A 12710-nucleotide genomic window follows, 5' to 3' on the forward strand; every position below is an offset into this window, starting at 1 on the left:
GCTTGATGTTCACTGCCCTCTCCGCCCCCGCGCTTCCGCGTCTGCCGGCCCTCGACGGGGTGCGGGTAATTGGTGCGGCTGCGGTGATTGCCCAACACGTCGGATTCATCACGGGCGTCACCACCAGGGAGACCTGGGGCGGCTGGATCGCCATGATGGATTTCGCGGTCGCGCTCTTCTTCGTACTCTCCGGTTTCCTGCTGTTTCGCCCGTGGGCGCGTGCGGCCGCCACCGGTTCCGCGACGCCAGGTGCCCGACGCTTCTACTGGAAGCGGGCGACGCGCATCCTGCCGGCGTACTGGCTCGTGGTCATCGTCTGCCTCACGGCGCTTCCGGAGGGCGGCGTCGCGCCGTTGGGCGACTGGTTGCGGCACGCCACCTTCACCCAGATCTACGAGCACGGGCAGATCCGGCGCGGGCTGGGCCAGACCTGGAGCCTCGCCACCGAGGTGCTCTTCTACCTGGCGCTGCCGTTCGCGGCGGCGGCACTCGTGGGGAGGCGGTGGCGACCCGTCCGGACGGTGTGGCTCGCGGGAACCGGTCTGGCGATCACCGTGGGCTGGATCGTGGCGATGGGAACGGGCCTCCTGGACACCGGCCTGCACATCATGTGGTTCCCGTCGTACGCACTGTGGTTCGCCGCGGGCATCGTCCTCGCCACGATCCACGTGGCCCTTCGAACGTCGACGGCACCCCGCTCGTGGCAGGTCTTCGACCAGCTCGGCTCCGCGCCACTGGCCTGCTGGGGCATTGCGCTCGGGCTGCTCGCCGTGGCCAGCACCTCAGTCACCGGGCCGCGGGGCCTCGCTGCCCCGACGGCCGGGCAGTTCGCCGCGCAACTGGGGCTCTACGTGGGCGTCGCGGTAATGATCATGGTCCCCCTGGTCTTCGGCCCTACCACGCTGATGTCGCTCGCACTCGGCAGCGCGCCGGTCCGGTGGCTCGGCACACTCTCCTATGGGATGTTCCTCTGGCACCCGCTGGTGCTCGACCTGATCTACCGCGTCGAAGACCGCGCCTACTTCACCGGCAATCCGTTGCGGGTCTACGCGCTCACCCTCGCGGGGGCGATCGCGTTCGCGGCGGTCAGCTACTACGTCGTCGAGCGGCCTGCGCTGCGCTGGGGATCGGCCGCCGCAAGGCGCCGCGCGGGTAAGGCGACCGAGCACCACAGTGCGGTGACGGCGGCCAACGCCGCCAGCTGAGGTGCTGCGGACGTGTGATGGAGGGGATCCACGAGCGAGATCCAGCCCGCCACGGCGAAGCAGAGGACCGGGAACAGCCATGCCACCAGCCGGCTGACCCGACGAAGTCTACGCAGCTCACTGCGGTACAGGTGTGGTGCGAGGACCCCGAGGGTGACCAGCACCGCCGCACCGGTGGTCGCCAGCGCGAAGGCCCAGAGTCCGCCGAAGCTCAGCAGTGCCGCGGCGCCGACGACGCTGGGTAGCAGCCACTCTCGCCGGCGCCGCCCCGGCGCGACCGGGAACGGCCGCGCCGGTCGGCGGGTCGGCAGCACCGCGAGCAGCAGAACGGCCCCGAGTAGCACCGCGCCCGCCACCAGGCCAACCCGGAAGACCCGGTCCGGTGTGAAACGGAGTACGACGTCGCCGCCCACACCGGGTGGAAGTAGCCAGCCCTGCTGCCACCCGTCGACGACGATGGGCGCGAGCTTGCGTCCCGCCACGGTCGCCTGCCAGCCGGGGTTCTGGTTCTCCCGCACCGCGAGGATCGTGCCGCCCGGGTTACCGGCGACGTGCAGCCGCCGCTCGGTCGCCGACCAGTCGACGATACGTACGGGGCTCGGCGTCGCGGTCGGACCGGAGCGGCCGACCGGGTCCAGAACGAGCCTGGTCGGTGTGGCCAGATCACTCCCGGTGGCCACCACCCGCAGCTCGCCAGCAGGCAACTCCAGTGGCTTCGACACCGTCGCGCCGCACGCCGTGGCTCGTACCTCCCTGAGCTCCAGCAGGTCCCGGCGGCTTGCCGTGACGGCGGTCCGCACCTGCGCCCCGGCGACCTGAAGCGTTGGTCCGCTGCCGCACGGCAACGACACGCGCTCATCGAGATTCACCGCGATCGGCGGTCCCGCGGGCAGGGCGCTCACCTCGCCGATACCCAGCGGCAGCCGCTCCGACCTGCCCTTGTACGGGTCGAAGCTCTTCACCGAGGTGTTCGCGCGAAAGAGGATCGTGACCTCGTCGGTGCGCAGCGGCCGGTCGAACCTGAGCACCCCATCCGTGCCGACGGTGCCCCCGCGTACGCCCCCGTCGCCGATGACGGTGACTCGCCAGGGGCGCGCTCGGGCGACCGAGTCCGCCGACGACAATCGCAACCCGTTGATCGTGCGAGTGGTCAGCCAGTTGAGTTTCAGCCAGGGACCCTCGTCCTCCGCCGCCGGCAGCCAGGCCGTCGCTGGGTCACCGTCGAGAACGGCACCGGGACGGGCCGCCGGATCGGGCACCGCGCTCGACGAGGCGGTGGCGCGCGGCGGCAACGTCAGCGGCCACGACTTCGCCACCTCCGCGTCCAGCAGCGCGCTGAGCTGCGGCCCGGCCTTCGGTCGCGCCCAGATCGCCGGGACGTACGACGCACCGGTCGGCAGAACCACCGTCCGGTCGAGCCGCGCGCCGTCCTCCGACGCGCGGCCCACGCCCGAGCCGCAACGCGGCGCGTCGTCGATGAAGAAGCAGGAGTCGACGGTCGGCGACGAGGTGAGCACCACCGTCGCGGGCTGCTCGGTGTCGGGGCCCTGCGGTGTGACGAGCGTCCGGGCCGCCTGCATCCCGGGGATCTCCATCTCGGCGATACCGATCCGACCCTGCCCGGTCCGGGTCGGCAACGCCGCTTCGATGGTGACCCTGATCCGGGTGCTGGAGTGCACGCCGGGAAGCCGCACGGTCAGTGTCGGATCGAAGGAATTGACAGTCACCCGCTCCGGGCCGCTGCGCACGGTCACTCTGGTGGGCAGCGCGTCGGCCTCCGTGTCGAACCGCAACCGCACCTCCGAGACCTTCTTGGGCTCGGCGAGTTCAACCTCCAGCCACTGGCGGGTGGGGGCACTGGGGGCGGTTCGCCAGGAGGTGGACGGGTCACCGTCGATCGCCGCGTACGGGTGGTGGGCTGGGCGGGACCCGGTCAACGGGTGCGCCTGCGCCCAGGAACTGGAGGCGGTGACCCCGCTGATCCCGACGTAGCGCGTGACGGTGGCGTACTCGTCTCCCCACGGCGGCAGGTAGTCGCGGGCGACTCCGCTGAGCAGGGTTCGCTGGTCAGCTTCGGTGGTTGCCGACGCGTTGTCGTGCAGCAGTCCGAAGCTCACCTCCCGACGACGCATGCCGTCGGTCAGCAGCACCGGTCCCAGAACCTGACCGTTCGGCAGGTCACCGGCGAGCACCGTGGGTGCCGCGTCGAGCCTGCGGGCCGCGGCGATGTCCAGCAGCGACTCCGGTCCGCCGACCACCGTCGAGATCGCCGTGGCGTCGTACGCCACCACCGGTTGCACCACCTGCTGGACCTCGTACACCTCCAGCGCACGGTTGGGCACGTCCAGGCCCTGGTCGCGGTAGCCGCCGAAGGTTTGGCCTCCGCCGACCATCGGGCCGAAGGCGGCGACCAACCGCAGCCCCGGGGATCGGGCGATGGCCTGCCGAGCCTGCACCGGACGGGCCGCACGGGACGCGCCGTAGTCGAGGTCCGACCGGAGCAGGACGTACCGCACTCCGGAACGGGCGAGCAGATCGGCCAGGCCGTCCGAGCCGGCGCCGGTGGCCACCACCGATTCGACGGCGTCGAGGAGTCGGATCGTCGTCGGCGGGGTGAGCGGGATCGAGTTGCGTACCGCCCATGAGCTCTTCAGCAGCGGCTGGGTGATCTCGTCGGCCGGGCTGCCCCACTGGTAGTTCGGAAACCGGGCGGCCGGCGCCACCAGCACCCGGTCGCGCCCGAGGTTGGCGTCCAGCCAACTGCCCGCGGCATGCCAGTAGCTGGGAATTTCGTCGAAGCTGCCCTTGATCGGCAGCTGACCGGCGAGGGCGGGGCTCGCGATGGCGGCGATCCCGGTCAGCGCCACGACCTTCACCACGATCGCCCGCTTCTGCGCCGAGTGCCACCGGCGACCGGCCACCGCGGCGGTGCGGGCCACCGTGCCCAGTAGGTGGGCCAGACCGAGGATCAGCGGCAGCCGCACCACCACGTCGAACTTGTGCACGTTGCGCAACGGCGCGCCCGCCCGGTCGAGGAAGGACCGTTGCGACTCGGCGAAGAGCCCGTCGACGGCGGCGACATGCCCCATCCCGACCAGGGCGATGCCGACGAGCAGGCCGGTGACGAGGAAGCGCCGGTGCGGCATTCCGCTTCGCGCGAGGCCGGCGAGACCCAGGCCGGCGATCACGAGAGTGGCGATGATCAGTGGGCCGTCGAGTGCGAGCTGGGCACCGGCGTCCCACGACCGACCGTAGGCGAGCCAGTGCGAGGCTCCGCGCATCGTCGTCGCCAGATCGGTCACCCGGGTGGTCACGGGGGCTGTCTCGATGTAGTCGAGGAACGACGGACTGTACCGGCCGAGCACCAGCAACGGCACCAACCACCAGGCGGTCGCGGCGGCGACCGCCGCGCCCCACGCGACGATCGCGATGAGGCGACGTCGCATCGACGGCAGCGTCGCCAGCCAGAGCACCGCCAGGGGTACGACCGCGAGAACGGCTGTGGCGTTGACACCGCCGGCGCAGGCCACGGCCAGCGCGGACCAGGTGACGGCACGGCGCAGCGATGCGCCGCGGGCCAGCCCGATCAGGGGGACGAGCACCCAGGGAGCGATCGCGCTGGGCCACGCCTCGACCGAGATGGGGCCGAGTTCGGTGACGATCCTCGGGGAGAGTGCGAACGCGACTCCCGCGATGATCCGGGCGGCCGGCGTGCCGATGGCCAGCCGCTCAGCCAGCTGGATGATCCCGACGAAGGCGACGCACATCAGCAGGGCCCACCAGAGACGCTGCACCACCCATGCGGGCATACCCACGGCGTCGCCGGCTGCGAAGAATGGTCCCATCGGCCATAGGTAGCCGTACGTTTGGTTCTGTAGTTGACCGAACGACCCCGCTGGATCCCAGACGTGCATTGCGCGTTCGAGCCATCCGACGGGATTTGTCGCAAGATCGACCTTGGTGTCCATCACGATCTTGCCAGGTTCCTGAAGGAACGCCAACGCCGTGAGCGCGACGCAGACCGTTACTGCGCGCAATCGCCATACCGCCGAGGAGGCGCCGCCGGGCACCGACTCTCCCGCCGGTTGCGATTCCTTGCGCATTTAGCCTCTCCCGTCTGCTGCCGGCCGCACGGGGCACATCGGACTGCTGCATCAACCCATTGCGGGTTCGCACACGAGCGCCTTAGGGTGGCGCGATCGCGAACACTACTCGGCAGTAGGAGCAGCGGGTGCAGACCCTCGACGGCCCCGGACGGCACGTACTGTTCCTCAACTGGCGTGACACGCGCAATCCCGAGGGCGGCGGCTCGGAAGTGTACGTCGAGCGGATCGCCGGCGAGCTGATAGCACACGGGCACCGTGCGACGCTATTGTGCGCCAGCCATCCCGGCGCACCCAACGAGGAGACGACGGAGTCCGGCTTACGAATCGTCCGTCGGGGCGGCCGGCACACCGTCTACCTGCGGGCGGCGCTCGTCTACCTCGCCGGCCTTGTCGGATTCGGCCCATTGGCGCCGCGATCGCTCGGCCGACCCGATCTGATTGTCGACGTCTGCAACGGGCTGCCCTTCCTCTCCCCGCTGTACGCGCGCTGCGCCGTCATCATCCTCGTCCACCACGTCCACCGTGAGCAGTGGCCGGTGGTCCTCGGCACCTGGGGCGCCCGCATCGGATGGTGGATCGAGTCGAACCTGGCGACGCGCGTCTACCGCCGGTGCCGTTACGTCACCGTCTCCGCCGCGACCCGCAACGAACTGGCATTGCTCGGCGTCGACCCAGCCCGTGTCACGGTGGTGTACAACGGAACTCCCGCATTAACGCCCGACACCGCCCCTCGTACCCCTTACCCCTCTCTCCTGGTGCTGTGCCGCCTCGTCCCCCACAAGCGGGTGGAGATTGCCCTGGAAGCGGTGGCACGACTCGCCCCCGAATTTCCTGGCCTGCGACTGACCGTCGCGGGACAGGGATGGTGGGAAACGCGGCTACGCGACCTCGTGGACATTTTGGACATCGGTGACCGAGTGCTATTCGCTGGCTTCGTGACGGAGCCGGAAAAACACGAATTGCTGTGCTCGACCTGGGTTGCCCTGACGCCTTCCCTGAAAGAGGGATGGGGCCTGACGATTGTCGAGGCGGGAACAGTCGGTACGCCCACCGTGGCATTTCACGACGCGGGCGGTGTCGCCGAGGCAATCGTCGCCGGGGAGACCGGTTTACTCGCCCACGATACGACTGACTTCGTCGCACAGGTGCGGAGCCTTTTGGCCGACGACATATTTCGTCATGAGATGGGAAAGGCGGCGCAGGCGCACGCCGCCCGCTTCACCTGGTCGGCATCGGGAGACCGTTTCGCCGACCTCGTCCGGGCCGTCGTCGACGGCGGGCCGAAGTCGGCGGAAGGCTACCTGACGCCGTAGTGCTGGGGGTCACCGTTGTCGTCGGAGGTGCTCGCCGCGGTGCCCGACGAAACGACGAGCTGCTGGGTCATGGCACCCAGCGCCACCACCGCCAGCACCGCACCGACCACCGCGGCCAGCATCAAGGTAAGCGGCTTTGGCATTGTGCACCCTCCTCCATCGACATGCGTGGCGGCACGTTACCACGCGGTAGGGCGGCGCAACAGGCTCACGATCGCGAGCAGGAGGGTCGCCAGCGCGGAACAGAGGCCGACAATCAGGGGCCACCCGCCGCGCTGCTCGGTGCCAGCCGCCGGCGCCGCCGCGTTCCGGTAGAGCGTCAGCTCCGGCCCACTGTGGATGACCTGGAGACCGTCCAGCACCTGCGGCGGGACTGTTCCTCCCGACCGGTGCTGAACCACGACCCACCGCAGGTCGCTGCCGGCCAGGGAACGCCGTTCGGCGAGCGCCCCACGGAGCTGCGCCACCCGGCCGCTCTCCCCGTCCACCCTCCGGTCTCCAACGAGAAGGGTGTCGTCCGTGATCACCTCCACCGGGAGGTAGCGCGCCAGCGGATCGATCACCACCGTGCCCTGGTTCCAGCGGTACGACCGGTACATGCTCATCGGCAACGAGAGAGTCGGCCCCGGCTCCCGGGCGACCGTCCGCGCGACAACGTCCCACTCCTGCGGGTACCGAACTGGATGCAACCGGCCGGCCACCCCGTACGCCAGATCGGGTAGGACCGCCACCGGCAGGAGCACCAGCCCGATCAGGGCCAGACGGTCCCTGGGGTGCTCAAGACGCGCTACCACTCGTTCCCCACCGAGCGCGGCACAGAGCACCAGGCAGAGCGCGTACGGAATGAGGAGCTTCTGCCCGTCGCGGAGCAGCCCGGCGCCGGGCACCTCCGCCACCAGCCAACGCAGTGCGGCCGCACCCGCGGGCAGTGTCGCGGTGGCGGCAGCCGCGAACGAGCCGACGGCCAGCACGCCGAGTCGGATCGCCGCGCCCGTCGGCCAGCGGTCGCGCAGCGCCGGAAAGCCGAGGGCCGCGAGGACGAGCAGCCCGGCCGTGACGACCGGCACGAGCAGCGCGCCACGGCTGGCCGGCATTGTCAGCGAGTTCCAAATCCCACCCGTGCCGGCGAGCGCGGCGAGTGGGCCGGCCCAGTTCTCGCCACGGGCGGCGAAGGCCGCCACACCATCGGAATCCGAACGGCCACCGGCGGTGGTCACCGCGGCTGCGACCAGCCAGGGCAGGTTGAGCACGGCCACGGCACCGAACGCCGCGCCGAACGCACGTCTGCCCGGGCCACCGCGGCCCAGGAGAAGAACCGAGACCGTCGTCAGGGCCAACAGGCCTCCGGTGGGAGTGATCGCCGCGGCGGCAGCCGCCACCACCACCCGCGGCAGCGCCCCGCGCCGGCCCTCGCGCAGCCCGATCGCGGCCCGGACCAGCCAGGGCAGTGCGGCGTACGCCAGCAGCAGACCCCACTGCCCCAACAGCAACCGTTCGGCCAGGAACGGCGTCCAGGCGTACCCGATGGCCGCGACGAGGCGGGTCAGCTCTCGCCGCGCCGGAACCAGCCGGCCCGCACCCACCACCGCGACCCAGATGATCGCGACGAGCACGATCCGTTGCAGCAGCCAGCCGGGCACCGCCAGACTGACCAGAGAGACCACCGCGTCCTGCGGAACGGCACGCGGTAGCGCGTCACCCGAGGCGAACAGGTCCCAGCGCAGCGGCTGCCGGGGCACGAAGACCATGTCGTACCGCAGCACGTAACCCGGTCGGGTCAGCGGTGCCAGCACGAGGAGCACGGTCACTGCGGCGGCGACGTGCAGACGCAGCCGACCAGGCGGAGATTCCGGTCTCTCCGGGGCCCCCGGGCTCGGACCAGCCTGGTCAGCGCTTACGGAGGACAAGGACCAGGTTCCAGGTGAGGACCTCGCGTACGCCAGGCACGCGGACAACTCCCTTGGCCCACGCCGGCAGGTAGCGCGGCAGGATGTCGACGACCTCCGCCTCGGACTGCTGCCGGGCCCAGCGGAGCATCTCGCCGACCGAGACCGCGTACATGCTCTCGCCGAAGACGTTCTTCGGCCGCCGGCCCTGCTTGCGTTCATACCGCTGCGCCGCACGGTGCCCGCCCAGATAGTGCCACGGCGATGTCTCGTGGCCGCCCCAGGGCGAGAGCCAGTTGGTGAAGGACAGGAAGATCGTGCCACCGGAGCGGGTCACCCGGAGCATCTCGTCGGCCATGACGTACGGCTGCGACACGTGCTCCAGGACATTGGAGGAGAAGCAGACGTCGACCCCACCGGTGCGAACGGGCATCTCGAGCGCGCTGCCCATCACGCCGCCCGGCACGACCTCACCCCGCGCGGACATCTCGCCCGCGTCGCAGTCCACGCAGACAATCCGCGCACCGACCCGGGTGAGTGCTTCGGCGAAGTAGCCGGCACCTCCTCCGACATCCAGGACGACGGCACCGGTCAGATCGGCGTACGTCTGGAGTTGGTCGACGGTGTCCTGCGCGAGCAGGCCGTAGAAGAAATCGGGATCGGTCTGCTCCACGCGAAACGCACGGAACAGGCGCACCGATCGTGCCAGGTCGGCGCGGTGGGCACCGGGGAGCTTCACGCTTGGCTCCTACTTGTGGGCCAGGACGGGACGGTGTGCTGACAACGCCGGGATATCGGTCATGGTGACCCCACCCGAACCGGTCATGCCGGGAGACGTTAGCCCGTCCGCAGGCGCAGGTCGACTGGTCAGATGGACCTACTACCGCCCCACGCCGCCCCGCTCGTCTCTGTACCCTGTTGGCGCCCGACGGTTGCCCACCCCTTCGTCACGGCGGCGGGGAGAAGTGGAGTCAGACGGCCGGCATGAGAGGGACGACCGCACCGGCTTCCGACGCCGCCCGGATGGCGGTGACCGGCGGCGCCGTCATGGCCGCCGCGACCATGACCAACGGACTGGCCTATCTGGTGCCCATGCTCGGCGCCCGCCACCTCACCGCCGCCGACCTCGGAGCACTGGCGACCGTGCAGGCTCTCGTCGCCATCGCCGGCGTGGCCGGCGCGGGTCTCCAGACCGCCGTCGCCGTGCACCGGGCACGTCAGCCGCACACACCGACCGCGCGCGTCACCCTCACCACGGCGGCCGTGACCGCGGGCATCCTGGTCGCGGCCATTCCCCTGATCGTCACCACCCTGCACCTGCCGGTCGAGGTGGTGGTCCTGCTGGTGGGCATGACGCTTCCCGTCGTGCTGGCCGCCAGGTGGCTCGGCGAGTTGCAGGGGGACCAGCGTTTCCTGCGCCTGGCGATCGGCATGGGCGTGCTGGCCATCGGGCGTTACGTCGGCGTGATCGGTGGGCTCGCCCTCGGTGCCGGACTGGTCGGATCGTTGCTGGCCAGTCTCGTCTGCTCCTATGTCGCCCTGCCGATCCTGCGTCTGGCAGCCGGATCGGGGACGACGGCAACCGGAGGTCCCGCGACCGGAGCCCGCGCGGCAGGCAGGCCAGCCCTGGGGTTGAGGCAGGTCATGACGGCCAGTAGCGCCACCCTGGCGATGCTGGTCGCGTCGTACGCCGACCTCATCCTGGCCCGGCAGTTGCTGTCGCCGGCGGAGTCCGGCGCCTACGCCGTCGGGACCGTGCTCACCAAAGGGGCGCTCTGGGCACCACAGGTGGTCACCGTGCTGGCACTTCCCCGGATGGCCCGCCAGGACAGCAAGATGCGGCGGGCCGCCTACGCCGTCGTCGGGATCTGCGGTGCCGCACTCGTCATCGCGTCCGCGCTCGCCGGCGGTCTCGCCTTCCGGCTCGTGGGCGGGCAGGACTACGCGGCTCTCGGCAGATACGCACCGTTCTTCGCCGCCACCGGCGCCTTCTACGCGCTGGCCTTCGTACTGATCAACGCGCAGATCGCGAGCGGCGCCCGCTGGCCCTCGGTGCCGCTCTGGGTGGCGGCGGCCGTGCTCGTGCTCGTGGCGGTCTTCGTGGCGCCGCACACCTTCGTCGGCATCATGTGGACCGCCACCGCCGCTGCGGCGGCTTCCGCGCTCGCCCTGGCAGTCGTCGTCCGCACCTCGGCGCGGCGGCACGGCCCAGTGTCGGAGCCGGTGCCGCACCTCGTCGGACCTCCGGACCTCGCTGACCGGGTCAGCTGACGTCTCGCTTGAACAGGACCGAATTGACGTAACGCGGCCGAGGGAACACGACTCGTCGCGCGAAGCTCTGGTGTACCCGTGCTATCGCCTCGCGCTGATGGCCGCGGATGTCGAAGTCAACGAGCGGCAACCATTCCCGGCCCGGCAGCACATAGCCCCGGTAACCCCACTCGTCCAGCAGATCGATGATCGGGGCCACCGGCTGGACCCGCTCCTCGACCTCCACCAGCAGCACCGGGCCATCTCGGTGAATCGTCTCGGCCGCGCCTCGCAACGCCGGCAACTCGTGCCCCTCGACATCAATCTTCAGAAACCGCACGTCGCTGAGGCCCAGGCCGTCGATCGTCACCCGGGGCACGGTCACCGTACGACCGGCTCCGTACTCGAGCGACGAGGTGCCCACCGCGGGGCCACTGTCCGGCAGGAAGAGCTCGGCGCTTCCCTCGTGGTCGGACGCCACCGCCCGGATGACCCGCACCTCGGGGAAGGCACCCGCGACACTTCGCGTGAGTTCCTCGTTCGGCTCGATGGCGACGACGTGGTCCGCCAGCTTGCGCATGCGTCGAGTCCACGGCCCGTACCAGGCGCCGACATCGAGCGCGGTGCCGCCCTTCGGCATGAACTCCGCCAGGCGTGCCAGCTCCGGCTCGACCCGCGGATAGACCGCCCGGATGGCTCCCGCGACGACCCGATCAGGCAGCAGCGACGCCACGTGCGAACTCACTGCGGTCAGCAGACCGGTCGAAGACGGCATGAGCGCAAAGGGTAATGGTCAGCGGCACAGCTGAACAGGTGTGCGGACCACCGAGGCGACACCGGCCCAACCGCTCAGGACCCTGCCGACAACCAGTCCTCCAGAAGGCGGTGGTCGATCGCGTCCACCCGACCGAGCGTACGGCCGGAAGCCACCCGCTCCCGCAGCTCCGCGCGGGTGAACCAGCGCGCCTCCAGCAGCTCCTCGCCGTCGACACGTACCTCGTCGGACGTGGCGGTGGCCCGGAAGCCCACCATCAGGCCGGCGGGGAACGGCCATGCCTGCGATCCCTGGTAGGTCACGTCGGTGACGGTCACGCCGGCCTCCTCGGCCATCTCCCGACGGACCGCGTCCTCCAGGCTCTCGCCGACCTCGACGAAGCCGGCCAGCGTCGAGTACGCGTCCTCGGGTGCACCGGCGTGCCGGGCCAGCAGGCAGCGCCCGGGCGAGCCTGGTGCCTCGACCAACACGATGATCGCCGGTTCGATCCGGGGGAACAGGAGTCGCCCGCACTCCCCGCCGGTGCATGTCCGCACGTGCCCGCCACCGTCGGCGACGGCCGGCGCACCGCACGTCCCGCAGTAGCGCTGCTGCCGGTGCCAGTGCAGCAACCCCCTGGCGTACGCCTGGACGGCCGCGTCGCCCGGCTCGAGCCGCCCGACCAGTGCCCGTACGTCGACGGACCGCACGGCACCGGCCATCTCGGTGGCCGACCGCTCGGTGAGCGCGGAGAGGTCCACGGCGAACACCGCGACGTCCCCGTCGAGCCCCAGGAAGACGGTGTCACCGGCAGCGGACCGGACCAGAGACGCGCGCTCCGCGGTGAGCCGCACCGGGCCGTCCCCGTCGACGAGACAGCGATCCCGCCACATCGGCAGCACCACGGTGGTCGGCTCGGTGAGCAGCGCGCCCAACCGGGTGGGATCGGTGCGCAGGGCGCCCGCCCGGTCCAGCCAACCGCCGCCGTACGCCAACACCCGCTCCGCAGTGTCCACCCGGCCACCGTGCCATGTCAGTGCCCCGGCACCGGCACCGCCCCCGGGCTCGTACGACACGCCGGGCGACACGCGGTAGCAGGGCCTGGTGGGCGCAGCCGGCAAGGACGGCCGGGCATTGGTTACCGTAGGTGCCTCCGGGAGGGCGGACCTCCCGCGGCACCCTGGCGATCGAGGTTG

At 70.8% G+C, this 12710-nt stretch carries 9 protein-coding genes; 3 read left to right on the forward strand and 6 right to left on the reverse strand.

Annotated elements, in window-relative coordinates; all coding sequences use genetic code 11:
- Positions 1–5 precede the first annotated feature (5 nt).
- Positions 6–1205, forward strand: a complete 1200-nt coding sequence (locus ACQEUX_RS26615; RefSeq protein WP_433053808.1) for an acyltransferase family protein — start codon at positions 6–8, stop codon at positions 1203–1205.
- Here the strand turns inward: ACQEUX_RS26615 and ACQEUX_RS26620 are convergent.
- On the reverse strand, positions 1094–5308 hold the full coding sequence (locus ACQEUX_RS26620; protein WP_433053810.1) for an alpha-(1->3)-arabinofuranosyltransferase: 4215 nt from the start codon (positions 5306–5308) through the stop codon (positions 1094–1096). The two genes, ACQEUX_RS26615 and ACQEUX_RS26620, sit on opposite strands and share 112 nt — an antisense overlap.
- A gap of 128 nt (positions 5309–5436) precedes the next feature.
- Here ACQEUX_RS26620 and ACQEUX_RS26625 point away from each other — a divergent pair, with 128 nt between their 5' ends.
- The gene (locus tag ACQEUX_RS26625) at positions 5437–6624 is read left to right on the forward strand and encodes a glycosyltransferase family 4 protein (RefSeq protein WP_433053812.1); all 1188 of its coding nucleotides are present in this window, start codon (positions 5437–5439) and stop codon (positions 6622–6624) included.
- On the opposite strand, the gene ACQEUX_RS26630 is transcribed toward ACQEUX_RS26625, so the two are convergent.
- From ACQEUX_RS26630 to ACQEUX_RS26640, 3 genes are all read right to left on the reverse strand, one after another.
- On the reverse strand, positions 6609–6767 hold the full coding sequence (locus ACQEUX_RS26630; protein WP_157563198.1) for a hypothetical protein: 159 nt from the start codon (positions 6765–6767) through the stop codon (positions 6609–6611). The genes ACQEUX_RS26625 and ACQEUX_RS26630 overlap by 16 nt on opposite strands.
- A gap of 36 nt (positions 6768–6803) precedes the next feature.
- The gene (locus ACQEUX_RS26635; protein WP_433053815.1) at positions 6804–8417 is read right to left on the reverse strand and encodes a hypothetical protein; all 1614 of its coding nucleotides are present in this window, start codon (positions 8415–8417) and stop codon (positions 6804–6806) included.
- A 94-nt stretch (positions 8418–8511) separates the two neighbouring features.
- Positions 8512–9249 carry a methyltransferase domain-containing protein gene (locus ACQEUX_RS26640; RefSeq protein ID WP_433053818.1) on the reverse strand — a complete coding sequence of 246 codons (738 nt, stop codon included), beginning with the start codon at positions 9247–9249 and terminating at the stop codon, positions 8512–8514.
- Between the two features lie 245 nt (positions 9250–9494).
- On the opposite strand from ACQEUX_RS26640, the gene ACQEUX_RS26645 reads away from it, so the two are divergent.
- A complete protein-coding gene (locus ACQEUX_RS26645; protein ID WP_433053821.1) occupies positions 9495–10781 on the forward strand; it encodes a lipopolysaccharide biosynthesis protein in 1287 nt (428 codons plus the stop codon).
- On the opposite strand, the gene ACQEUX_RS26650 is transcribed toward ACQEUX_RS26645, so the two are convergent.
- Both ACQEUX_RS26650 and nudC read right to left on the reverse strand, forming a co-directional pair.
- Positions 10774–11493, reverse strand: coding sequence for an FkbM family methyltransferase (locus ACQEUX_RS26650; protein ID WP_433053824.1), 720 nt, complete (start codon positions 11491–11493; stop codon positions 10774–10776). The genes ACQEUX_RS26645 and ACQEUX_RS26650 overlap by 8 nt on opposite strands.
- 116 nt (positions 11494–11609) lie before the next feature.
- Positions 11610–12530, reverse strand: coding sequence for an NAD(+) diphosphatase (gene nudC / locus ACQEUX_RS26655; RefSeq protein WP_433053827.1), 921 nt, complete (start codon positions 12528–12530; stop codon positions 11610–11612).
- Positions 12531–12710 lie beyond the last annotated feature (180 nt).

Origin of the sequence: Micromonospora sp. CA-259024, from assembly GCF_050936255.1 — a bacterium.
Taxonomy (GTDB): domain Bacteria; phylum Actinomycetota; class Actinomycetes; order Mycobacteriales; family Micromonosporaceae; genus Micromonospora.